General features: G+C 57.3%; 21 protein-coding genes and 1 tRNA gene. 6 read left to right on the forward strand and 16 right to left on the reverse strand.

Going from position 1 to position 22,895, the window contains the following annotated elements:
* Window positions 1-264: 264 nt before the first annotated feature.
* Entirely contained in the window at window positions 265-1,002 is a 738-nt protein-coding gene (locus tag EI293_RS15025) for a LytR/AlgR family response regulator transcription factor (RefSeq protein WP_125439249.1), read from the forward strand.
* On the opposite strand, the gene EI293_RS15030 is transcribed toward EI293_RS15025, so the two are convergent.
* The 14 genes from EI293_RS15030 to EI293_RS15095 form a co-directional block, all read right to left on the reverse strand.
* Entirely contained in the window at window positions 983-3,037 is a 2,055-nt protein-coding gene (locus EI293_RS15030; RefSeq protein ID WP_170170392.1) for an ATP-binding protein, read from the reverse strand. The two genes, EI293_RS15025 and EI293_RS15030, sit on opposite strands and share 20 nt — an antisense overlap.
* 121 nt (window positions 3,038-3,158) lie before the next feature.
* On the reverse strand, window positions 3,159-3,920 hold the full coding sequence (locus EI293_RS15035; RefSeq protein WP_125439253.1) for a fatty acid desaturase: 762 nt from the start codon (window positions 3,918-3,920) through the stop codon (window positions 3,159-3,161).
* Between the two features lie 5 nt (window positions 3,921-3,925).
* On the reverse strand, window positions 3,926-4,774 hold the full coding sequence (locus EI293_RS15040) for a 4-hydroxy-3-methylbut-2-enyl diphosphate reductase (RefSeq protein ID WP_125439255.1): 849 nt from the start codon (window positions 4,772-4,774) through the stop codon (window positions 3,926-3,928).
* A gap of 99 nt (window positions 4,775-4,873) precedes the next feature.
* Window positions 4,874-6,100, reverse strand: coding sequence for a carboxypeptidase-like regulatory domain-containing protein (locus EI293_RS15045; RefSeq protein WP_125439257.1), 1,227 nt, complete (start codon window positions 6,098-6,100; stop codon window positions 4,874-4,876).
* A 133-nt stretch (window positions 6,101-6,233) separates the two neighbouring features.
* A complete protein-coding gene (locus EI293_RS15050; protein ID WP_125439259.1) occupies window positions 6,234-6,761 on the reverse strand; it encodes a hypothetical protein in 528 nt (175 codons plus the stop codon).
* A gap of 101 nt (window positions 6,762-6,862) precedes the next feature.
* Entirely contained in the window at window positions 6,863-7,717 is an 855-nt protein-coding gene (locus EI293_RS15055; RefSeq protein ID WP_246010661.1) for a phytoene/squalene synthase family protein, read from the reverse strand.
* A gap of 97 nt (window positions 7,718-7,814) precedes the next feature.
* Window positions 7,815-9,332: a phytoene desaturase family protein gene (locus EI293_RS15060; RefSeq protein ID WP_125439262.1), complete on the reverse strand. Its 1,518-nt coding sequence runs from the start codon at window positions 9,330-9,332 to the stop codon at window positions 7,815-7,817.
* A gap of 268 nt (window positions 9,333-9,600) precedes the next feature.
* A complete protein-coding gene (locus EI293_RS15065) occupies window positions 9,601-10,116 on the reverse strand; it encodes a sigma-70 family RNA polymerase sigma factor (protein WP_125439264.1) in 516 nt (171 codons plus the stop codon).
* Window positions 10,117-10,396: 280 nt separating this feature from the next.
* Window positions 10,397-11,326 carry a MerR family transcriptional regulator gene (locus EI293_RS15070; protein WP_125439266.1) on the reverse strand — a complete coding sequence of 310 codons (930 nt, stop codon included), beginning with the start codon at window positions 11,324-11,326 and terminating at the stop codon, window positions 10,397-10,399.
* A 29-nt stretch (window positions 11,327-11,355) separates the two neighbouring features.
* Window positions 11,356-11,856 (reverse strand): sterol desaturase family protein, encoded by a 501-nt coding sequence (locus EI293_RS15075; protein ID WP_125439268.1) that lies wholly within the window; start codon window positions 11,854-11,856, stop codon window positions 11,356-11,358.
* 153 nt (window positions 11,857-12,009) lie between these two features.
* On the reverse strand, window positions 12,010-12,813 hold the full coding sequence (locus tag EI293_RS15080) for an enoyl-CoA hydratase/isomerase family protein (protein ID WP_394343406.1): 804 nt from the start codon (window positions 12,811-12,813) through the stop codon (window positions 12,010-12,012).
* 187 nt (window positions 12,814-13,000) lie between these two features.
* The gene (locus EI293_RS15085) at window positions 13,001-15,238 is read right to left on the reverse strand and encodes a ComEC/Rec2 family competence protein (protein ID WP_125439272.1); all 2,238 of its coding nucleotides are present in this window, start codon (window positions 15,236-15,238) and stop codon (window positions 13,001-13,003) included.
* Between the two features lie 114 nt (window positions 15,239-15,352).
* On the reverse strand, window positions 15,353-15,787 hold the full coding sequence (locus EI293_RS15090; protein WP_125439274.1) for a GNAT family N-acetyltransferase: 435 nt from the start codon (window positions 15,785-15,787) through the stop codon (window positions 15,353-15,355).
* Window positions 15,788-15,931: 144 nt separating this feature from the next.
* Window positions 15,932-17,047, reverse strand: a complete 1,116-nt coding sequence (locus tag EI293_RS15095) for a PhoH family protein (protein WP_125439276.1) — start codon at window positions 17,045-17,047, stop codon at window positions 15,932-15,934.
* Between the two features lie 186 nt (window positions 17,048-17,233).
* On the opposite strand from EI293_RS15095, the gene EI293_RS15100 reads away from it, so the two are divergent.
* The 4 genes from EI293_RS15100 (at window position 17,234) to EI293_RS15115 (ending at window position 19,128) form a co-directional block, all read left to right on the forward strand.
* Window positions 17,234-18,004 (forward strand): SAM hydrolase/SAM-dependent halogenase family protein, encoded by a 771-nt coding sequence (locus EI293_RS15100; protein WP_125439278.1) that lies wholly within the window; start codon window positions 17,234-17,236, stop codon window positions 18,002-18,004.
* A 127-nt stretch (window positions 18,005-18,131) separates the two neighbouring features.
* Window positions 18,132-18,443, forward strand: coding sequence for a putative quinol monooxygenase (locus EI293_RS15105; protein WP_125439280.1), 312 nt, complete (start codon window positions 18,132-18,134; stop codon window positions 18,441-18,443).
* A 42-nt stretch (window positions 18,444-18,485) separates the two neighbouring features.
* Window positions 18,486-19,025 (forward strand): Fe-S protein assembly co-chaperone HscB, encoded by a 540-nt coding sequence (gene hscB / locus EI293_RS15110; RefSeq protein ID WP_246010663.1) that lies wholly within the window; start codon window positions 18,486-18,488, stop codon window positions 19,023-19,025.
* Between the two features lie 21 nt (window positions 19,026-19,046).
* Window positions 19,047-19,128: transfer RNA gene (locus EI293_RS15115), tRNA-Leu, on the forward strand.
* Window positions 19,129-19,183: 55 nt separating this feature from the next.
* On the opposite strand, the gene aspA is transcribed toward EI293_RS15115, so the two are convergent.
* Together aspA and EI293_RS15125 are read right to left on the reverse strand one after the other, a co-directional pair.
* A complete protein-coding gene (gene aspA, locus EI293_RS15120) occupies window positions 19,184-20,590 on the reverse strand; it encodes an aspartate ammonia-lyase (protein WP_125439284.1) in 1,407 nt (468 codons plus the stop codon).
* A gap of 149 nt (window positions 20,591-20,739) precedes the next feature.
* On the reverse strand, window positions 20,740-21,624 hold the full coding sequence (locus tag EI293_RS15125; RefSeq protein ID WP_125439286.1) for a hypothetical protein: 885 nt from the start codon (window positions 21,622-21,624) through the stop codon (window positions 20,740-20,742).
* 236 nt (window positions 21,625-21,860) lie between these two features.
* On the opposite strand from EI293_RS15125, the gene EI293_RS15130 reads away from it, so the two are divergent.
* Window positions 21,861-22,844, forward strand: coding sequence for a fasciclin domain-containing protein (locus EI293_RS15130; RefSeq protein WP_125439288.1), 984 nt, complete (start codon window positions 21,861-21,863; stop codon window positions 22,842-22,844).
* Window positions 22,845-22,895 lie beyond the last annotated feature (51 nt).

Below are 22,895 nucleotides of genomic sequence, written 5' to 3' on the forward strand. Positions count from 1 at the left end.
TTCAAGTGGATGGTCATCGGTAAGAGGAGTACAGATGACCAAGTAGCAGGAGAAACAGCAGTGGCACAGTACAATACAAACTACACTACGTAATAAGATAACTAAGTAATTATAGTTCATCTTGTTAAAGTATAGCAAGCCAGCTTAAAAGTAGACCAGCAGCCTATTCAGCACGTCAATAATTGTTTTCTTTCAATAATTTATAAGACAATTCGATTTTATCCTTTTATATTCACCCAACTCCCTCAGTATCCTGCTTCCTTTATGAAGATTTCCTGCCTGCTTCTTGACGATGATCCGCTTGTGCTGGACCTGCTGCAAGCCTATGTGGCTATGACAGACATTCTGGACGTAAAAGCGGCCTTCACTGATCCGCTGGACGCACATCGGTACCTGATGGAGCATACGGTACAGGTACTGTTCTCCGACGTTACGATGCCGCACCTGAGCGGCATTGACCTAGTACGGTCCCTGCAACAGCCGCCCCTGGTGGTACTCATGACGGCCTATCCGCAGTATGCTATGGAAGGCTTCAACCTGGATGTCATCGACTTTCTGCTAAAACCGATTTCCTTGGACCGCTTTCTGAAGGCGGTGAATAAAGTGGCCGGCATTCTGCGCGTCAACACAACCCACTCGGATGCCCAGAACGATACGCTGACGGGCTGGGGGTCATTTTTCATTCGCACTGATGCGCAGTTTGTGCGCCTGCACTACCGCGAAGTACTTTACATTGAGGCACTGAAGGATTTCACCAAAATCAACACCGCCGACGGCCGGACGCACCTGACGCTGGTCAATCTGAAAAACCTGGAGGAACAGCTGCCCCCCGGCCTGTTCGTGCGCACGCACCGCTCCTATCTGGTCAACTCCTCCCGCATCGATTCGGTGAGCAACCTCGAAGTGAAAGTGGGAGGCCATGCCTTGCCGCTGGGCCAGACGTACCGGGAGCGGGTAACCGAGCGAATTGTCAACCGCTCCCTCATTCGGCGGCAGCATTAGCTACGGCCGGTGGCATAGCCTGAGTGAAGCTGCCTTCATCAAAAGCCGGTAGCGTAAACTGAAATACAGAGCCTACTCCCGGCTGGCTTTGGAACGTAAGCTTGCCCCCGTTGCGCAGCACAAATTCCTGACATAAGCGCAGCCCCAGGCCGGTACCTTTTTCGCGGGCAGTACCCGGAGTGGTAAAGTGCGCTCCGTTGCCCAGTAACCGGTTCTGCTGCGCCGGTTCAATGCCCACACCGGTATCCTGTACCGTTATTTCCCACCATTGCCCCTGCCGCCGGGCCGCCAGCATCACGGTGCCGCCACTACCAGTGAACTTCAGGGCATTGCTCAGCAGGTTGCGCAGAATCAGGCGGGTCATGTTTACGTCGGCGCGGGCTAGGCATACTTCCGGCATATCGTTCTGCAGCCGGATGTTCTTCCGCTCAGCATCACCCTGGAAGAGGGCAACGGTTTCATCGGCCAGCTCATCCAGCCGAATTCGTTCGGCCCGGGCGCTGCCTTCGCCCTTCAACTGCGCCGCCGACCAGTTGAGCAGGTTATCCAGCAGGTGCAGCGTGCCGTCGAGCATGCGCGTGAGCCGTTCGGAGTGCGAAGCCAGCCGCTCGGCGGGCAGGCGGCCCAGCTTCATAAGTGCCAGCAGGGAATACAGGGAACTGAGCGGCCCCCGCAAATCGTGCGAAATAATAGAGAACAGCGTGTCTTTGGTATGGTTGAGGCGGTCCAGCTCTTCTTTCTGCCGATGAATAGCAGCGTTTTTCCGCTGCAGTAACCGGTTGCTGACCTGCTGCCGACGATGTGCCCGGTACATGACGGCCACTGTCAGCAGTAGCAGCAGGCTGCCCACTGCCAGCAGGTTGCGTAATAAGGTTTGCCGGTGCAGGTTAGCCTGCTGCAACTGGCGGTCTTTTAGCAGCAGTTGAATTTCCTTTTCCTTTTTTTCGGTTTCGTAGCGGGTTTGCAGCTCCGCAACCTGGGCCGAACGCTGTTCTGCAAATACGCTGTCCTGCAATTCGGTATAATGAGCTAACGCCTCTAGGGCAGCCTGGGGCTGCCCCTGTCGGCGGTACAGCGCAACCAACGCCCCGTATACCTCACTCACCAGCACCTTGGAACCCGTCTGGCGGGCCGGCCCAAGCGCCAGCCGCAGGTACTGAGCGGCAGCACCGTGGTTACCCAACGAATCGGAGGTCACGCCCAGATTGCGCAGAATAATAGCCCGGGTACGGGGCCGGGCAGTAGCTGGCAGGGTTTGTAGTGCCTGCGTAAAGAAGGAATAAGCAACTTCCTGGTTATTGAGCGTCTGATAAACCCGGCCCATTCCGTTCAGAGCCTGGCTGATTTGGGTGCTATCCTGATGGCGGCGGGCCATTTTCAGGCTTTGGCGCAGATAATACAGCGCCCGGCTGTAGTGCTTCTGCTCCCGGTGGGCAGTTCCTAACCTATTCAATGCCTGCGCCACATGCGGCTGGTCGTTCATGAGCTGCCAGGTAGACAATGCCTGCTCGTAGCTGGTCTGGGCCTGCGGCCAATGTCCGGTCTGGCCGTACAACTCCCCCATCTGTTCCAGTACCTGCCCCTGGCCCGTCAGGTTGCGCAACCGCCGGAAGGTAGCAAAAGCCTTTGCGTACGTCTGCCGGGATTTGCCGGTATCTCCCTGGCTGAACAGCGTCCGCCCCAACAGCCAACCCGACCAGGCCCATTCTGCACTACGTGACGAACTGAGCCGCGCAGCCTGGCGATAATGCCGCAGGGCCGCGTCGTAACGGTGCAACGTATAGTTGGCCTGCCCTACCCGCCAGTGCAACTGCCGAAGCTGCAGGGTATCGTGGTAGCGTTGGGCTACTACCAGCTGCGGGGACAGCCGAAGAAGCACCGCCCGGGCCTGGGTTACCGAAAGCTCTTCACGAGGTACATCGGTGGGCACGGCTGCCGTGGCAGAGGCAGTTGCCAGACCAACTGCTGCCCACAATACTACCGCCCATATTCTCCAGCCCCCATAATGAGCCATACTGCTTCCAGGTGGGAACATTCGCTGCATGGGAAGGTAGTTGGGAAAATAGGCACAACAGGCATCAGCTGGTTGGAAAAGCCGACGACCTGCTCAATATACAAAAAGGCATATATCCTGTCCTATCCTACGCTCGAGGCTTTTAGCGCCCCTGCAACTCTTTAGCTTGCCACAGTCGCCACCACGGCAAATAGGGCTGGTCGTGGTGCTCATAGTGGTACCCGAAAAAGTAGCAGCTTACAAATGCCCACACGTGATGACGGAACTGGCTGCGCGATTTATGCAGGTTTTCCGGTGCATGCTCGCCCCGGTGCGGCAGATACGTACCAAAATAAAACAGCTGCAGCGTAGCCAAAATGGCCGGTACCATCCAGAACGCAATAACGTTGAGCTGCGGAAAGAAATACTTGAGCCCATTGTACGTAGCGGCCATTAGAACCACCTGCGCCACTGTTACATAATTCCAGGCAAACCGCCCAAACCACCGCAGAAACCCCGGGTGCTGCCCATCATGAAAGTCCGGGTCATCGGGAGTGGCAACGTGACGGTGATGGGCGTGGTGCTTAGCCAGCATGCCCGGGAACCAGTTGTAGGCGAATAAACCGGCCGTAAGGGTACCGATGGCATTATTGAGCCGCTTGTGCGGGCTTACTACGCCGTGCATAGCATCATGCGCCGTAATGAAGAGGCCGGTGTACAGGTGCGTCTGCACCACTACCAGCAGATACGGCCAGGGCGTGCGCCAGTCGGGCTCGTACCGGGCCAGCAGAAACGCCAGCAGCCCCAGCCAACTCACCGTAATCAGGCCGGCTACCAACACCCCCTTGTAGCCCAGTGGCGTCGGTTTTACGCGCGGGAGCCCGGCAAAAGGCGCGGCAGAGTTGGCTGGCAGCAATGCACTCATGGTTGTTATAAGGCCAGCAGAGCGTCGCGGACCTGCTCCATTTGCCACATCGGGGTGCTGGTGGCACCACAGATGCCTACCGACTGCCCCGGCTGAAACCATGTAGCGCACAGCTCATCAACCTTGGAAATGAAGTGCGTGGCCGGGTTCGTGTCCTTGCAGACCTGATACAGCACCTTGCCATTGGAGCTTTTGGTGCCCGATACGAACACAACCTTATCGAACTGGGCCGCGAACCGGCGCAAATCCTTGTCCCGGTTGCTTACCTGGCGGCAAATGGTATCATTGGCACTCACCTGGTAGCCGCGCTGCTCCAGCTCACCTTTAATGCGGTAGAAGGAATCAGTGCTCTTGGTCGTCTGGCTGTAGAGAGTGATGTTCTGGGGCAGTTCATGGCCCAGCAGCTCTTCTAGATTCTCAAACACTACTGCTTCCCCACTGGTCTGGCCCAGCAGGCCGCGTACTTCAGCATGGCCGTGTTTGCCGTAGATAAAAATCTTATCCTTGCGGTCGAAGCTCGCTTTGATGCGGTTCTGCAGCTTGAGCACCACCGGGCAGGAGGCATCAATCAGCGTAAGATTATTGTGCAGGGCCATCTGGTAAGTGCTCGGTGGCTCGCCGTGGGCCCGAATAAGCACGGCTTCTTCCCGCAGTTCAGCCAATTGCTCATAATCAATAATGCGTAGGCCCCGGCGTTCCAGGCGCTCTACCTCTTCATCATTATGTACAATATCGCCCAGGCAATACAGGTAGCCTTGCTCATCGAGCAGGTCTTCGGCCATTTGGATGGCATAGATGACACCAAAGCAAAAGCCGGAATTGGGGTCGATACGGACGCTCAGGTGGTACGGCATAGCTGACGAAGTAACTGCGGGAGCCCCCGGAAGGTTGCGCTTGCCGGAAGATAGAACACAAACCAGAAAATGCCGTGGTGGTTTAGCATTTGGCCGCAGTTAAAATGCCCCGAAGGCTTTTTGCTTCTCCAGGTCCCGGATTACCTTCTCCTCTACCGGCGAAGCTCGCAGAATTTCCTGGTCCCGCCAGAAGGCTGCATCGTACCGTTGCTTCTGCACCTGTTTGAGGTCGTTGTAATTCGCCCCCGTAGCTTTGTAGCCTTTGCCGGCCGGCTTAGCGGTGTAGCGGTAGACGAACAGGTTGCCCTCAATGGTTGTGGTATCGGGGCGTCCCTGGTAGCGCAGCACAATCTGCTGCTCGGCGCGCACGGCCTGCAACCGGCTCAGGGAGTCACGATAAGAACTAAAATCTGACACCATGCGCATGGTTTGGGAAGCCACCGTGGTACCTTCCCGTAGCTGCATCGACATGAGGTGCTCAATCGGAATCCGGGATTCCACCCGCCGCAGCGTGGCCGTATTGTAGTCGATGTACAGGGTTCCTTCAGGCACAAACCGGTCAATATTGGGGCGCGGGCCGTACTCGATGACGGCGGTTTCCTGCCCCTTGTTTTCCAGAACTTCCCGCAGCCGAAACGTAAACTGCCGGGTACTGCCCGGACTAAGCGGGACGGAGAGTTTGCGGCGGCTGGGCTTGGAATCGAAGACCGGAATCAGGCGCACGGCCGCCGAGAAATTACTCATGTCCACGCCGGTATCTTCCGGTACAGCCCCGTAGCGGGCCTGTTCCAGCTGCCAGCCGCTTACTTCCCGGGGAGAAAAACGCACGTTGTAAAAAGCATCTACAAACTCGGTGTACTGGCTGTTATGCTGCTTTTTCTGTCGGTAGAATGCCTTCCCAAACTCTTCTTCCCGCTGATGACGGGCCAGCTTCGCATAAGCTCTTTGCACCAGGGCCGCCGCCACCTGCTCAGGGTTGCGTACCCGCACTTCAGGCAGAGCTACCGTACTAGCCCTGAGCGTCACCCGTACGGGAGCAGCGGCCGAAGCTACTTCCAGCGTAACAGGTACGTAGCCTAGACACACGAAAGCAAGTTTCTGGGGCAGTTTGTTCACACGTAGCGTAAATTCCCCGGCCTCGTTGGTGGCGGTACCGGGCTCGGTGCCGGGCGGGCCTACGTTGGCGTAGGGCACCGGGCGGTTCTGCTCATCCACTACTTTTCCTTTCAGCACCGTTTGCTGGGCCTGCGCGGCAGTAGCTGCCACAAAAGCCAGCGGCAGTACAAGCGCGGATTTTACCGGAAAACGGAGCAAGGGGATAGTCATGCAAAGAATGTTAATGGCTGAGGGGTACGTCTAGAACGAACAAAGTTCTCCCATAGATATAAGCAAAGGCCCTGCCTTCCCCGGAGTCGGGAGCAGGGCCTTTGCCAAGTGAGTAGCCGCAGCCAACCGGATATTAGAGTTGCGTCAGCTTCTCCGCATCAGTATCCGAGACGTGCCCGCGCTGCACCAGGAAGTCACGCACCAACCCAAACGACTCCGCGTCAAGGCCCGATTTGGGATGCTTGAGAAGGGTATTAACCAGAAACTGACGGTCTTCCTCTACGTGCGCGCTCAGGCCCAGAAAGCTGGGCAGATTGCTTTCCACGCTCAGGCGCAGAAACCGAACTTCGGCGTTATCATCATCGAGCTTTACGGCCTGATCGAACAGCTTACTGGCCTGTTGCACATAGGTGAGCTTGTTGAACATGGAAGCGTCACGGGCCCTAATAGCTTCAGCAGCAGCTTTGTAGGCGAGCACCACGGCATCCTGCTTGTCGTAGGCGGCCATGAGCTTGTGAAATTTTTCGCCGGCTTGTTTATCGGTGGCAGCCTGCTGGTACTGGCGGCGCAGGTGTGGCAGGGAATAGGGGTTGGCTTCAGTAGACACGAAGGTGGAAAGAATCAGAATGAGTGGTAGGAACAGATAACGCAGCACAGACAAACGTTCACGGTGAAAAGGCCCGGATCAGGTATATTCTATGGCCTTCAACGGCTACAAAACTACACGACTACCCGAAAAGTGCAGTCAGGCTTCTCCTTATACTATAACCGTACCAGCCGGTAGCGGAAATAGGACCCCATCAGCAGCAGCAGTTTGGTGTTGTTGGGCACCCGTACTCGTTCGCCCAGAATGCGACGGGCCGGCAGCTGCCGAATCTTATGAAAGAGCTTCAGATAATACACGTAAGCCAGGTATACGCCCAGCCGCGCCGCCCGGGGTAGCTGCACAATGCCCGCGTAGCCCGCCTCAAAATCTGCCCGGATATCGGCTTCGATGGTACGCTTTACCTCATCGGTAAACTGCTCGTACTGCACGCCGGGGAAGTATACGCGCCCCCGCTCCTCGTAATCGGAGCGGATGTCGCGCAGAAAATTGATTTTCTGAAAGGCAGAGCCCAGCCGCCGGGCGGGCTCCCGCAAGTGGTCAAACTGCGCGGTGTCGCCCTCACAAAAAATGCGCAGACACATCAAGCCCACTACCTCCGCCGAGCCATAAATGTACCGCTCATACAATGACTGATTGTAGCTCCGGTCGTCGAGGTCCATTTCCATGCTGAACAGAAAGGCGTCGATGAACTCCCGGTCGATGCCGTACTGGCGCACCACATCCTGAAACGCGTGCAGCACCGGATTCAGGCTGAGCCCGATTTCCAGTGCCTCGTAGGTCTGGCGCTTGAAATCGGCGAACAGCGCGGCTTTGTCGTGGGCATGAAACGTGTCCACAATTTCATCGGCCCACCGCACAAAGCCATACACCGCGTACACCGGCAGGTGAAACCGTTGGTCAAGCGTGCGGATACCCAGCGTGAAGGAGGTACTGTACCGCTGCGTAATCAATTTGGCGCAAGCCCGGCTGGTGTCAGTAAAAAGTTGAACGTGGTCCATTGTTTTTGTCATTGCGAGCAGAGCAAAACAGTCTTTTTTCTATCTGCACTAAGCAATCCTAAGCACAACACTTTCGGTAGCGGGTTCGGTGATTAACAGGACTTTCTGGTTAAGGCCGGGCAGAAGCAGGCATGCTCCGCTCCGCGCCCAATGACACAGGATATTCCTTTTCTATCTCCTTGGCTACTACCTGCCCCGATATGAGGGAAGGCGGAACGCCGGGGCCAGGTACCGTAAGCTGCCCCGTAAAATACAGATTGCTCACCTTTTTACTCTTGAGGGAAGGCTTGAGGATAGCTGTTTGACGCAACGTATTGGCCAAACCGTAAGCATTGCCCTTGTAGCTGTGGTAATCCTGTACGAAATCCTGGTGGGCGTAGCTGCGCTTGTACACTACCGCGTCGCGGATGCTGGTGCCGCAGTGCCGTTCCAACCGCTCCATAATCAGGTGGTAGTACCGCTCCCTAGTTTCCTCCGGATCTGCCAGGTCAGGAGCTACCGGAATCAGCAGGAACAGGTTTTCGCAGCCTTCCGGTGCCACGCCGGGGTCGGTTTGGCTAGGAGCCGAAACGTAGAACAACGGGCGGCTGGGCCACTTCGGGTCTTCGTAGATTTCCTGAGCGTGCAGGCTAAAATCCTCGTCGAAGAACAGATTGTGGTGCCTTAGCTTGGGTAGGCGCTTATTCACCCCCACGTAAAACAGCAACGACGACGGAGCCATAGTACGCTTGTCCCAATACTTCTCATCGTACTGCCGCCACTCCGGGGCCAGCAGGTGCTGCTCGGCGTGGTGGTAGTCAGCACCAGCCACAACCACATCGGCGGGGCGGAAGCCGCTGGCTGTTTGCACACCGGTAGCCCGGCCACGCTCTACCACAATCTGCTGCACGGGCACGTTGTATTCCAGCGTTACGCCGCGCTCCTGGGCCAGCTGCACCATGCCTTCCACAATTTTGTGCATGCCGCCCATCGGGTACCAGGTCCCCAGAGCAAGGTCGGCGTAGTTCATGAGCGAGTACAAAGCCGGGGTATTTTCCGAAGTAGCGCCGAGAAACAGAATCGGGAATTCCACCAGTTCCAGCAGCCGCGGGTCCTTGAAGAACTTGCGCACATGCTGATGCATACTCTGCAACAGATCAAGCCGCACGGCATCCACCACCAGCCGCGGGTCCATGAACTCCAGCAGAGAGCGGCCAGGCATGTGCACAAACTTGCCGATTCCTACTTTGTACTTATAAGCAGCCTGCCGCAGAAACTCGTCCAGCCGGGCCCCACTGCCCGGCTCGTACCGTTCAAACAGCTGGCGCAGTTCCTGCATGGCGGCCGGAATATCCACCGCCTCCGGGCCTTTAAAAATCACCTGATACGAAGGATCCAGCCGCACGAGGTCGTAGTAGTCGGATACTTTCTTACCGAAGCGGGCAAAATACTGCTCAAAGATATCCGGCATCCAATACCAGCTGGGGCCCATATCAAAGGTGAAGCCCTGCTGGCGGAATACCCGGGCCCGGCCACCGGGGCCTTCATTCTTTTCCAGGATGGTAACGCGGTAGCCGCGCTGGGCCAGCGAAGTAGCGGCCGAAAGGCCCGCAAAACCGGCCCCAATAACAATGACGTGTTTAATCACGGATTAAACGAATTAGGCGAATTTCGCGGATGCGAAGAGGTAAAGATGAACATTTAGGCGCGCAGTTGGCCTGGTAGCCGTCCGGCTACCTACTTCATACCGCCACACCCGGCGAAGGTTTTCGCAGAATCGTCCCGGCGGAACAGGGCGCGGGGTAAGCTTGCGGGCTCTGCACAAGCAGACGGGCCGCGAACGACGTCGCCCGAAGGTGAACGTTGTCCGCGGCCCGCTATACGCCCGGGGCGGGTCTGTACTCTCTCCCTATTCCCTACACGCCGGGGGCGTATGTCTTCAGCACCTGCTTGAGTTCCTTGCGGGCGATGTGGATACGGTTTTTGACGGTTCCAATGGGAATCTGCAGCTTTTCCGCAATTTCCAGGTACTTGTAACCGATGTAGTACATCATGAACGGCGTCCGGTAGTCGGCGGAAAGGCCGGCAATGGCTGCGTTAATATCTGTTACTACGAAGTCAGACGTTGCACCGTTGTGCGTAATGTAATTTTCATCGGTATTGAAGTACTGAAAGTACTCCGTGCTGTCAATATTGCTATTGCGCTTGGTGATTTTGTTGTAGTTGTTGATGAAGGTGTTGCGCATGATGGTGTACAACCAGGCCTTCAAGTTGGTGCCCGCTTTGAACTTGTCCTTGTTCAGCATGGCTTTGAGCAAGGTTTCCTGCACCAGGTCCTTGGCATCGTCTGCGTCGCGGGTCAGGTTCATCGCCACGGGCTTTAGCGAGTAAGAAATCTTTTGTACTTGGTCGGTGAATTCCAAAGAGGTCATACTGTTTAGCTTTTCGTGGCAAAAAGTTAAACAAATATACGGGTCGATCCGAAAGTAGTGCGTACCTACATCGATTTATTTTTCCGAATGCCGGTATTTCATACAAGCTATCCGCGCGACCCGTCACATATTTCTGTTTAACAGCAATTTATCTTGTAAAACAGCCTTAATAGCGTGCGAAAACCGCATGCATGCTGCTACACTGAACACAAACGAAAAAACCAGACCCAGCGGATGTTCTCCGCTGGGTCTGGTTTCAGGTTTCGTTGAATGACGAAGTTTATCTTTCCGTTACCGCCAACTGCGCTACACACGCCTCCGTTTCGGCCAATTCATCGGCAAGCGCAATAAAATCGGTCATCAGGGCCAGCCGGGCCGCATTCGCGGGCAGCCTGAACTCCAGTTGCGCCAACGGACCGTACAGATACAGGTGAATATCAGGGCAAAGGGAGCTCAACTGTTGCACAAAATCCTGCACCTCATGGCGCTCCGGCACGGCCGTCATTACTGTTAAGGCCGCATAAGGCTGGTAGGTCGCACACACCGCGTGCAGCTCGGTGACAGGCAGGTTCTGGCCCAGGTACAGTACATGGTGCCCCCTGGCCCGGAGCGCATAGTTCATGAACAGCAACGCCAGCTCGTGCATCTCTCTTTCGGGCAGAAACAGTACCCAGCGCCGCGCCATGGCCGGCTGCACCGGAGGCAAAGAGTCGGTGGCGGCCATCATCTTCTGGCGCAACAGATTGGTAACCAAATGCTCGTGCGCCGGATTCACGGTGCCAGCCTGCCACATTACCCCCAGCCGATGCAGAAACGGGTACGCCACGCGCAGCATAGCCTGCTCAAAACCATAGTTCGCAATTGCATGATTGAGCAGGTGCGTCAGCTGGCACTCGTCCATCTCCAGCATAGCCGCCAACAGGCCGTTCACCTGATGGCAGTAGTTTTGGGAGTGCGCGTCGTCGTCGCAGGAAATGACGGCTTTGGATAGTTCCTGTTCCGAGAGCTTGGCAACCTGAGAAATTCGGTAGCCGCGCCCGCACAGCGTGGCCACGTTCAGCAAGCGGCGCAGGTCATCTTCGCAGTACGTGCGGATGTTGGTGGCAGTACGGATAGGCTGTAGAATGCCGTAACGCTGCTCCCAGATGCGAATAGTGTGCGCCTTGATGCCCGAAAGCTGCTCTAGGTCGCTGATAGAAAAATGGCCCACGTTGATCTACTCCTCTCGGCTAACTGATTTTATACTGAAGCATTGGTCCGCTGCCGCAATACCCGCGTGGGGGCAGGCTTCCGCAAGGCCAACGAGAAATATTTCGGCGACACCCACAATAGCCCAAACTCCTCACTGCCGTCGCGGCTGGTGGTCTTGTGGTGCATTTTGTGAGCCATGTTCAGGGCTCGCAGGTACATACTGCGCGACTTGCGCCAGAAACGCAGCCGGCCGTGAATCAGCACGTCGTGTACAAAAAAGTACAGGGTACCGTACGCGGCAATACCTACGCCCATCCAGAACCTAAAGTCCTTGCTGGCAGAACCATACACAATGAGCAACATCGACAACGAACCGTAAAACAGGAAGAAGAAGTCGTTGCGCTCAAATGTATGCGGATGCCGCACATGGTGTGAGCGGTGCAGAAACCACAGAGGTCCATGCAGCACAAACCGATGCATAAACCAGGCTACGAATTCCATTCCGAAGAAAGTAGCCGTTGTAACGGCTACGGCTGCCAGCGTCGTCATAGAAGGGTAACCAATGGAAAAGTAAGTTGTTTGAAAAAGCCCGAAAGGGAGAAAGTTAAAAAAAAATGAGCAGACCCGAACAGCAAATGGCCCGGCATAGTATGCCGGGCCATTTGCTGTTCGGGTCTGCTCGGTACCGGCAGAGGCGAATTTCTAGTTATCCCAGGTAATTTTTTCTTTACTCAGAAATGCGGCAATGCCTCGCCGACAGTCGTCGGAGCCCCGGGCTTCGGCGTTCATCCGGGCCGCGTAGCGGAGACTGTCCTCGAGCGGCATTTCCGGAATGCGAGCCAGCATTTCTTTGGTTATTTCCATACTCTGGGCCGAATTCTCTACGCAGAGGCGGCGGGCAAACCGATACACATTATCGGCCAGTTCCTGCCGGGGCACCAGGAAGTTTACCAACCCGAAATCCTGAGCGGCCTGGGCCGATATTACGTCGCCGGTCAGCAGCAGTTGCTTGGTGCGGGCCTCGCCGATTTTGCGCACTAGAAATACGCTGACAATGGCGGGCAGAAACCCGATTTTCACTTCCGTGTACCCGAATTTGGCCTCGGGAACGGCAAAAGCAAAGTCGCAGATGGTGGCTAACCCGCAGCCGCCGGCAAGCGCGTGGCCCTGCACCTGCCCGATAACCACCTTTTTCAGCGTATAAATCTGGTGGAACAGCTGCATGAGGTGAGTAGAGTCGGCCAGGTTATCGGTGTAGCCGAAGTTCTGCAACTCCTGAATATAGCCCAGGTCGGCCCCGGAGCAGAATACGTCTCCCTCGGCGCGTAGCACGATTACTTTGCAGGCTTCGTCGTTTTCGGCAAACTCGAAGGCCTGTTTCAGCTCCGTTACCACTTCGGCATTGAGGGCGTTGCGCTTATCGGGGCGGTTGAGGGTGATGTAGCCAATAGAGTCCTGCGCATCGTAGCGGATGAAGCGAAGGTCTTCCAATTCCTGAGTGGGCATGTCTTCCATAACCAGGGTGTTGCAGAGCGGTGGAACAATTCAGTAAGCCATTGCCCGGCGAGCAGGTAGCAGGCTACTGAGAAAAGGAGGCGCGAAAACCAAACGCAGCAAAATTGATGCTACTAAGTATACGATATACTCCCCCTAACCCCTCTACGGTTTCGGCCAACTGCCGGCAGTGGCCTTTCTACTGCGCCGCCCGCACGATAAACGCCCCGTGCAGCGTCACATCGTGGGTTTGGAAGCCCGCGGCCCGCAGCAAAGAATCCTGGCGGAGTACGTACCAGCTCTTGCAGGAAGAATCAAATACCACGGGCGCGGCCGTCCCGAACAGTGCCGCGAGTTCGGGCGGCTGCACGCGGGCGTTGCGGCGTAGCACGATGGCCGTGAGCCCGGAGACTGGCCGCGTGGCGCCACTTAGCGGTCCGCTCACGAAAGCCAGTTGCCGACTGTGCCAAGTAGTGAGCGTAAGGCCCGGCTCGGCTACCACGGCGGGCACGGGAGCCTTTTGCCACCCGCGCCGATAGTTTACCCGGCGGGCATCGCGCTGAATGATGCCCGGCACGATGCGGTAGGTGCGCTCCGTTTCAGAGAGTGGTAATGAGTCAACCGTTATAATTTCGGCGGCAGCACCGTGCCAGAAACCCACCACCGAGCGGCGTGGAATGCTGTAGATGACCAGTTGTTCATCGGGAGCCAGTTGATACGCAGCCCATACCCGACTACCGGCAAACAGCCCCAGCAACGAACAGGCAACAGCCAGCCAGGGCAGTTTTTTCAGGGCCAGAAAGACCATCACCGCCAGCAGTACGCCCCCAATCAGCCAAACCTGAAGCGTGGTTACGTGAATGCCTGACACCAGCGCGCCGGGCATGGAGCGCCCAATCCAGAAGATGTATTCGTTGAAGGCCCAAACCATTCGTTCAAACAACCACGCCACACCTTGCGGGCCGTAGTCGAGTACCTGCGCCAGGCCCGGTAAGACAAGGCCCACCAGCGCCACCACACCTTTCAGCACCAACAAAAGCAGCCCCACATATACCGCGCCACTGGAAATGGGTACTGCCACCAGATTGGACAGCAGGAAACTGAGTGGAAACTGATGGAAATAGAACAGGCCCAGCGGAAATGTAGCTACCTGGGCCGCCAACGACAGGGCTGTGGCCTGCCAGACATAGTTGACGCTTTTCCCGAGCCATTTCCAGCTTTTCTGCACTGCCTTCGACTGCCAGGGCCGCTGCCGGTCCAGAAAATACTCCTCCGGCTCGAACCGGGCCGCAATGCGCGGCTGCAGGTACACAATGCTCAGCACGGCCAGGAAAGACAGCTGAAAACCAACGTCACAGAGCAGATACGGGTCGTAGCAGAGCAAAAAGAAGGCAGCCACGGCCAGCAGGTTGTACATGGACGTCTGCCGCCCCGTAGCGCGTGCGACGATGATAAAGGAAAACATGACGGCCGCCCGCAAAACCGAAGCCGACAGCCCCGTGAGAAACGCATAGCTCCAGATGACCGCCAGGCCCAGTAGCGCCGTGAACAGTCGAAACGTCAGCCCGCGCCGCCCTGGTAACAGGCTCAGCAGCCACGTCACGGCCCCGAACAACAGTCCCACTTGCAGTCCTGAAACCGCCATAATGTGCGTGGTACCGGTATTGGCGTAGGCCTGCTTGGTTTCCTGATCTACCTCATCCTTAATGCCGAGCACTAGTGCCGAAGCCAGTGCGTACTCGCGCTTGGCGTGCACGTATTGCCGGAACACGCCATCCAGCACCCGGGCGGCCCGCATAGCTATAGCACGCAGCCAGTTGGGCGGTGCAAGGGCTATGCGCTGATACTGGTCAGGGTGGACAAACTGCTGATGATAGACCTGATGGTACTCCAAGTAGCGGCGGTAGTCGAACTCTCCGGGGTTCAGCGGAGCCTTGCTGGGCGCGGGCGCGCCACGCACCAGCCAGACGTCGCCGTACTGCGGAGCCGCCGCACTGTCCGTGCGCGGGATGGATACTCGGATACCGCCCCGCGCCGGCCGCCACTGCCCCGCCACCCGCACCGCCGAAACGCGCACGGTAGTGGCATACGTAGCGGGCCGCACCACAGTGTAATTATCTACCACCGCCCGGTAAAACTCCACCCGATTGCCAAAGCGGTACAGGTGGTCCGGCGCACGGCTTTCGGTGGCTTGCTGCGTGAACGTGAGGCCGGCCGCGTACAGTATCAGCATTGTCAGCAGTCCGGCCGCATCGGTAGCGCCCGTGCTGCCCCGCCGAGCGGCCCAGAGCTGCACCAGCAGAAAAAGTACCACCAACCCCACTAGCAGCAACCGTAAATCGGGGAGCTGGCTACCAGCGTACAGATAAGTCAGGATACCGGCCATTAGCGGCAACACCAACCGGACAAAGGCATTCGGAGCCCACTTGATAACCATATTGATAAGGATAAAGCCAACGCGTAGTGCAACCGGCAACGCGAGATATCACCCAGTCAAAATGGAGAAAATAAGTTAAACCACAAAAGCCGGCAGGTAGCTGTTGCGTAGCCGCTACGGACGCTGCCAGACCATCTTATAGTGTTCAATACCCGCTTCCCAGAAAGCTGCACCGGCTTTCCGGAAGTTATGCCGCTCGTAGAAACGAACGGCAGGTAATTGCGCATTCAGGTATACCTCGGCCTGCGGGTGCATTGCCTGCACGTCGCGGAGTACGGCGGTCAGCAATGCGGCCCCCGCCTGCTGGTTGCGGTACCCGGCCAGCACCGCGAAGCGCTCCAGCTTTACCCCATTCTCCGTAACGCGCCAGCGGGCGGCCCCGCAGGGCTGACCATCAGCGGCCCGGGCCAGGTAGTGCGTGGCGTCGGTGCGGTCATGCACATCGTTTTCGAGGTCGGCCGGCACGTTCTGGCCCAGCACGAATACCGTCCGGCGAATAGCCAGGGCTGTGGTCAGATCCTCTTCCGTAGTGATGCGGGTTGCTTCCATGCGTGTGTATTGTGTACCGGCTGCTCCAACAAGGGCAAGAGTCAATTTATCCGATCGGGCACTATTCTTCGTGTTTCTGGAAAAGCGTAAAAATCAAGAGCGGCTGTCTTTAACAGACAGCCGCTCTTGATTTAATACATATGCCTACTGTTCGTGGTTGACGGGCAGTGCCTGCGTACCATCGTCTTCGCGGCGGGCATCGGGGTGCTTGGCCGGGTCAAGGTCGGCGGAACCGGGCCCGCCGGGGCGACGGTAGGGCTGGGCCGCGCGCACGGGGCGGTTGGCCTGGTTGGCTTCCTCCTGCTGAGTAGCCACGTCAAACTTATCGTAAGCCAGCACAATCTGCTTCACCAGCCGGTGCCGTACCACATCCTCAACCGACATTTCCACGAACCCGATTTCCTTCACGTCGCGCAGAATATCCAGGGCCTGAATCAGACCGGATTTCTGCTTCGTAGGCAGGTCAATCTGGCTCCGGTCGCCGTTTACCATCACCTTGGCGTACGGGCCCATCCGGGTCAGAAACATCTTCAGCTGGCTGGGTGTAGTGTTCTGGGCCTCATCCAGCAGCACGAAGGCATTGTTGAGCGTCCGACCACGCATGTAGGCCAAAGGCGCAATTTCGATGGTCTTGTTTTCGAGGTAAAGCTTGAGCTTTTCGGGCGGCAGCATGTCTTCCAGCGCGTCGTAAATCGGACGCAGGTAGGGGTCAACCTTCTCCTTCATATCGCCGGGCAGGAAGCCCAGGCTTTCGCCGGCTTCCACCACGGGGCGCGAAATGATGATCTTTTTGACCTCCTTGTTCTTGAGCGCCCGCACGGCCAGGGCCACCGAAATGTAGGTCTTGCCCGTCCCGGCCGGCCCCAGCGCAAACACCAGATCATGGCGCAGTACGGCATCCACGAGCCGTTGCTGGTTGGCCGTTTTGGCTTTGATAACGCCACCTTTCGAGCCGAACAAAATCACGTCGGGCGAGGCGGCCAGGCGAGCCTCATCGTGCTCCTCCTCGGCCGAGGACAGGTACTGACTTACAGTCTTATCGGTGATTTGCCCGTACTGGTGGTAATGCTCCAGCAGCGCCGACAGGATTTCGTTGATGCGGCTGATAACGGCCGTCTGGCCCTGGATCTTGATTTCGTTACCGCGGGAAACGATTTTACTGCCGGGGAAGGCAGCCGCCAGCTGGCGGATATTTTGGTTATCGGGTCCCAGGAATTCAACCAGAGACACATTTTCCAGTGTGATGATTTTTTCGACCAAACTGAGGGAATTTAAGAGCGAAAGGAGAAGAAAATCCGGCACCGAAGCTGTTCAGTACGGGCCTCTGCTAACAGTAACAACAAAAATCAGCTTATCGTTGCCGCTGCCGGTTCGCGGCAAAACGCCTACTTTTGCCGCCCCCGCATGGGGCCTGGCAATAGTACGAATAACTCCCAATTTCCGGTCATGGGCCTGATTACGTTTCTGTCCGATTTTGGCTACCGCGACCATTACGTGGCGGCCGTGAAGGCCCGGATTCTGCAGCTGGCCCCCGAGGTGCCGGTACTTGACATCACCCACGGCATCGAGCCCTTCAACATTGCGCATGCCGTGCACGTACTGGGGGCCGTGTACCAGGATTTTCCGGTTGGCACGGTTCATCTGGTCGGCGTCAACGACCTCGGCGCGCCGCGCGCGGCCTGGCATGCCGCCCGTTTTCAGGGGCACTACTTCGTGTCGGCCGATAACGGTCTGCTGCCCTTACTCTGCGACGGGCAGCCTGATGAACTGGTATTGCTGAGCGCGGGTAACGGGCCTTCCTCCTCCCCCACCCGTGACCTGCTGGCTCCGGCCGCCGTGCAGTTGGCCCAGGGCCGCCCGTTGGCTGAGCTGGGCCCCGCCACCACGGAAACCTATCAGCTCCTGAACCGGCAGATGCGTCTGCAGGATGACCGCATCACCGGCCATGTGGTGCATGTGGATCATTACGGCAACCTCATCACCGATATCAGCCGCACGGCGGTGGAGGTAGTGGGCCGCACCCGGCCGTTTACCATTCACTTCGCCCGCGAAACTGTACGGGAAATCGTGCCGCACTTCCAGGCTGCCGCCCCGGGCGAGGCCGTGTGCATCTTCAACAGCCAAGAACGCCTGTGCATCGGTATCAACCAGGGCAACGCCTCTGAGCTACTGGGCCTTCATTTTGATTCTCAGGTGGATATCCGGTTTGTGGGGTGATTTGTGGTTTTTGGTTGGTCGTTTTTGGCCGGAGCTGGGAGCCAAAACGGCACAAGGCCCCAACGCTGGGTAAAGCTGCCGGTCCTTGCCTGCGAAAAACGAACAAGGAATACCTAAAAACTAACAAATGCTGATTCGGATTGTACGCCTGACGCTGGAGCCGGCGCAGGTAGCAGAGTTTGTGCGGATTTTTCAGGCTTCTGAGGACCAGATTCGCGCCATGCCCGGCTGCCGGTTTCTGGAGCTGTGGCAGGACGCTGATGAGCCCAACGTGTACTGCACCCACAGCCACTGGGATTCGGCCGATGCCCTGAACGCTTACCGTCGCTCGGCGCTGTTTGGCCAGGTGTGGCCAGCCACCAAGGCCCTGTTCGCGGCCCCGCCAGTAGCATTTTCGGTCCGGCCCGCTGTGTTGCCGCCGGTTCCGGACCAGGCCTAGCCCCGTACGACGGATTCTTTACGCTCTTTTTCCCTCTTGTTGATGACCACGCCTGACTACTTCGAGTTCTACCAGCTACCGGAATCCTTCCGGCCTGATGCCGCCGCCCTTAAGCGGCAGTATTACGCGCTGAGCCGCGAGTACCATCCCGATTTTCACGCCACCGAAAGCCCGGAGCGGCAGCAGGAAATTCTGCAGCTGGCCACGCTCAACACCAACGCCTACCGCACGCTTTCCGACGAAGATCAGCGGATGGCCTACATTTTGAGCCGCCACGGGCTGCTGGAAGAAGGAAAACAGGAACTTCCCACCGATTTTTTGATGGAAGTTATGGAGCTCAATGAGCAGTTGATGGAGCTGGAATTTGAGCCCGATCCGGCCGCCGCCACCCGTGTAGAAGCCGACGTCAACTCCCTGACCAACACACTGGAAGCCGGCATTGAGCCGGTACTGGCCGGCTACGAAGGATTACCCGCTGAAACCCGCCCTCATGCCCTGCAACAGGTACAGACGTATTATCTGAAGAAACGCTACCTCTTGCGCATTCGGGAAAGTCTGGCTAAGTTTGCCACCCGTTCCTGATCTACCGCAGGCACGGCAAGCGCCCGGATGGCGGAACTGGTAGACGCGTCGGTCTCAAACACCGATATCGAAAGATATGCCGGTTCGATTCCGGCTCCGGGTACAACAAAGAGGCCCTGCTCAATTGAGCAGGGCCTCTTTGTTAGTATGCCTCCAATCTACTGCACGAAGCTGGGCCGGATCAGGTTTTCGAAGGTGAAGATTTCGTCCCACTTGGCCTGGGTGAGCAACTGCCGCTCGGTTACGGCAATATCGTGCACAGATTTGCCGGTTTTCAGGGCTTCCTTGGCAATTTCGGCCGAGGTTTCGTAGCCTAGTACTGGATTGAGTTGGGTGACGATGCCGATGCTGTTGCGCACCAGGTTTTCGGCGTGCTCCTTATTGGCCGTAATGCCTACCACGCACTTTTCTCGCAGGGTTCGGCAGGCGTTGGTCATATAGCTGATGCTGGTGAACAAGGCGAAGCTGATAACCGGCTCCATCACGTTCAGTTGCAACTGTCCACCCTCAGCGGCCATGGTCACCGTCAGGTCGGCTCCAATGACGTAAAAGGCCGTCTGGTTCACTACCTCGGGCACGACGGGGTTTACCTTGCCGGGCATGATGCTGGAACCGGGCTGCAAGGGCGGCAGGTTGATTTCGTTGATGCCGCAGCGCGGGCCGGAGGACAGCAGGCGCAAATCGTTGCAGATTTTGCTCAACTTCACAGCCGTGCGCTTCAGCACGCCCGAAAGCTGCACGTAAGCACCGGTATCGTAGGTAGCCTCAATCAGGTCGCCGGCCAGGCTCAGGTCGAGGCCGGTCACGTCGCGCAGGTACTTGGTTACGAGGTCGGCGTAACCTTGGGGTGCGTTTACGCCGGTGCCGATGGCCGTGGCACCCATATTGATTTCGCTGATGAGGCGGCGGCTGTCCTCAATGCGCAGCAGCTCTTCGCGCAGGTTCGTGGCAAAGGCTCCGAACTCATCGCCCATGCTCATGGGCACGGCGTCCTGCAGTTGGGTGCGGCCCATTTTCAGCACGTTGCGGAACTCCACCCCTTTGGCGGCAAAGGCATCGGCCAGCTCGCCCAGCACCCGGCTGTAACCTACCAGCTTATTGCTGAGCGCAATGCGGAAAGCCGTTGGGTAAGCGTCGTTGGTGCTTTGCGAGCAGTTGACGTGGTTATTGGGGTGGCAGAATTCGTACTGCCCCTTCTGATGGCCCATGATTTCGAGGGCCACGTTGGCAATAACCTCGTTGGCGTTCATGTTCACTGACGTGCCAGCCCCGCCCTGAATCATATCGGTCAGAAACTGGTTGTCGAACTCGCCGGCCGCCACCCGGTCGCAGGCCTGGGCAATGGCTTCGGCAATGACCGGTTTGAGCACGCCCAGGTCGCGGTTGGCCAGGGCAGCCGCTTTCTTCACCAGCGCCAGCGCCTGCACAAACAACGGCTCCACCTTCAGCGGAATGCCCGTGATGTAGAAATTTTCCAGCGCCCGCAGCGTCTGAATACCATAATACGCGTCGGCAGGAATTTCTCGCTCACCCAGAAAATCGTGTTCTAGTCGGGAAGTGCTCATACTCTCTATAAGGAGTCGGTGGGAAATGGAGGGAATGCGGCACGAAGGTAGCCCGCGCCCCGGATTTGCGGCCCTACCCCACCAGTACCGAAAAAAGGCTCCGCCAGTTGCTGACGGAGCCTTCGAGCACTACAACTGAGGCACAAACGCTAAAAGTTATACGCTAATCCTCCTGTCACGCCCGTCGATTTGCCCACGTTGCGTCCCGAAACGTAGGTGCTGGCCCCCAGCACCAGCCCGAAGCCCTGGGCCAGCGGCCGGAAGGCACTCACGCCCACCCGGGCAAAATCTACGCGGGTAGCCGTGAAGTCGCCATCAAAGCCCGGCTGCAGAATATCGGTGCCGCTGTTATCGGATTTCTGAAAGGCAGCCCAGCCATCCACGTAAATACGGGGGCCGGCGTAGCCTACTTTGGTTTCGGCGATAAAGGCATTAGGTACCCGCCCGGAACGTAGGCTGTACCCGGCTTGGCCCGTAACAAACACGCCCGAGGCCGTTTGCAGATGCGCAATACCGGCGGTGGAAACCTTGGTGGCCTTGTTCCCGATGGCAATGATATACTCCAGCCCCTGCTCCGATTTGTAGTTGCTCAGGGGCGTACTCACGCTCACCACACCCAACAGATTCAGAATACTGCTGCCTACTTCAGTAGAGTAGCCTTTGAATTTGAGTAGGCCCGATACGTCCTGCAACCCCTCACGCACGTTGGTGTAGGGCGAGTTTTGCAGGATTTGCGCCGAGGCCTGGCCTTCCGAGCGCACGTATGGCAGGCTCACCACGGCCTCAATTTTATCCGTAATGCCATAGTTGGCATAGAGGCTCACCGACTTCACCTGAATGCGCCGGAAGATGGGCACATCATTTATTTTCTCCGGTACCAGATACACCTGCTGATACCACTCCTGGGTGCCGGACACGGAAACGGAGCCATGCTTGCGGCCCGACATGAAGCCACTGCTCAGGCTCTGGGCTTGCGTGGCCACGCCACTCAGCAATAAAATTGCCACGATGGGCGAGAAGTAGGAGTTGTTCATCGAATTCAAAGAGGTTGACACCGAGATTTGTGACATGTTAACGCGAATGAGAAAAGCACAATTATTATACTTTTCCCAAAACAGGAATAAACTTTCCCGCCGTGTGGGCCAGACCTACGAAAACAAATATTCAATCGGTTTGCGAATTAGATAAATCCGATGAACTTTTGTTCTCGTTAGTACCCGGGCCGTTCAGCAAAAGTAGCTGAAAAGTGTTCACGAAAGCGAAAATTTCCATGAAAAACCTATTACAAAGCACATTACAGCTACTCGTGGTCAGCAGCCTCCTGCTAACCGGCTGCTCTACTGACCAGGATGCGGATGCCTCTATTGCTGGCATTGCAGTTGCTAACGACGACTTCCAGTTATTGGAAGACGCAGCAGTACGCGGTGGCGTAGCCGGCGTGCTATCTAATAAAAATCCTAATGATGCCAGCGGCAACTACACTGTTTTCGCGCCCAATAATGCAGCGTTTGCCCGGCTGGGATTCCGCTCGGCACCTGACCTGACCGGCCTGCAAACTTCTTTCCTGACCAACACGCTGCTGTACCACGTAGCCAACGGCAACCTGCCCGGCAGCAGCCTCACCGCAAATTCCACCTCAGCCTCCGCGCTGGGGGTGACGCGGCGGATCATTGACCGCGCCGGGGTGCGCTACGTAAACGGTTCCCGTATTCTGGCTACCGATGTGCCAGCCGCCAACGGTACCGTACACGTAGTGGACAAAGTATTGCTGGCAACGGGCCTCGACATCGTGCAGTCGGCCATTGCGCTGAAGGACGCGCAGGTATTTACCAAGCCCGAGCTGAGCTTTCTGGTAGAGGCGGTACTGTATGCCGATCTGGCCGGGGCGCTGTCGGCCTCGCCGGGCAGCCCGCAGCTTACCGTATTTGCCCCCACCGACCAGGCTTTCCGCGAATTGGGCACCCTGCTGGGCGTTCCGCTCAACGTGCCGGCTGACATCCGGCGCCTGCCCAAAGCCACTGTCACGGCCGTGCTTCTGAACCACGTAGTGCCCGGCGGCAAATTCACGCCCGAGCTGCCCGAGAACAGCACCATCACGCCCCTGAGCGGCTCCCCCATTACGCTGGGGGCCTTTACCGATGGAGTCCTGACGGTGAAAGGCAAAAGCAATACGGCCGCCGCCAGCATGGTTATCCCTGATGTGCAATGCACCAACGGCACGGTGCACGTCATTTCCCGCGTGCTGCTTCCTTAAAAGCACATTTCGCGCTTACGCCTTCCTTCGCACCCGTTTCACCAGTTTCTC

The organism is Hymenobacter perfusus (assembly GCF_003944765.1).
Taxonomy (GTDB): Bacteria; Bacteroidota; Bacteroidia; order Cytophagales; family Hymenobacteraceae; genus Hymenobacter; species Hymenobacter perfusus.

Bases quoted from the DNA above. Each gene is read 5' to 3' on its own strand.
- EI293_RS15040 (WP_125439255.1), bottom strand. From the start codon at position 4,774: ATGCCGTACCACCTGAGCGTCCGTATCGACCCCAATTCCGGCTTTTGC.
- EI293_RS15090 (WP_125439274.1), bottom strand. From the start codon at position 15,787: ATGGAAGCAACCCGCATCACTACGGAAGAGGATCTGACCACAGCCCTG.
- EI293_RS15080 (WP_394343406.1), bottom strand. From the start codon at position 12,813: ATGCCCACTCAGGAATTGGAAGACCTTCGCTTCATCCGCTACGATGCG.
- EI293_RS15085 (WP_125439272.1), bottom strand. From the start codon at position 15,238: ATGGTTATCAAGTGGGCTCCGAATGCCTTTGTCCGGTTGGTGTTGCCG.
- EI293_RS15100 (WP_125439278.1), top strand. From the start codon at position 17,234: ATGGGCCTGATTACGTTTCTGTCCGATTTTGGCTACCGCGACCATTAC.
- EI293_RS15055 (WP_246010661.1), bottom strand. From the start codon at position 7,717: ATGACAAAAACAATGGACCACGTTCAACTTTTTACTGACACCAGCCGG.
- EI293_RS15045 (WP_125439257.1), bottom strand. From the start codon at position 6,100: ATGACTATCCCCTTGCTCCGTTTTCCGGTAAAATCCGCGCTTGTACTG.
- EI293_RS15065 (WP_125439264.1), bottom strand. From the start codon at position 10,116: ATGACCTCTTTGGAATTCACCGACCAAGTACAAAAGATTTCTTACTCG.
- EI293_RS15105 (WP_125439280.1), top strand. From the start codon at position 18,132: ATGCTGATTCGGATTGTACGCCTGACGCTGGAGCCGGCGCAGGTAGCA.
- aspA (WP_125439284.1), bottom strand. From the start codon at position 20,590: ATGAGCACTTCCCGACTAGAACACGATTTTCTGGGTGAGCGAGAAATT.
- EI293_RS15025 (WP_125439249.1), top strand. From the start codon at position 265: ATGAAGATTTCCTGCCTGCTTCTTGACGATGATCCGCTTGTGCTGGAC.
- EI293_RS15035 (WP_125439253.1), bottom strand. From the start codon at position 3,920: ATGAGTGCATTGCTGCCAGCCAACTCTGCCGCGCCTTTTGCCGGGCTC.
- EI293_RS15130 (WP_125439288.1), top strand. From the start codon at position 21,861: ATGAAAAACCTATTACAAAGCACATTACAGCTACTCGTGGTCAGCAGC.
- EI293_RS15125 (WP_125439286.1), bottom strand. From the start codon at position 21,624: ATGAACAACTCCTACTTCTCGCCCATCGTGGCAATTTTATTGCTGAGT.
- EI293_RS15030 (WP_170170392.1), bottom strand. From the start codon at position 3,037: ATGTTCCCACCTGGAAGCAGTATGGCTCATTATGGGGGCTGGAGAATA.
- hscB (WP_246010663.1), top strand. From the start codon at position 18,486: ATGACCACGCCTGACTACTTCGAGTTCTACCAGCTACCGGAATCCTTC.
- EI293_RS15075 (WP_125439268.1), bottom strand. From the start codon at position 11,856: ATGACGACGCTGGCAGCCGTAGCCGTTACAACGGCTACTTTCTTCGGA.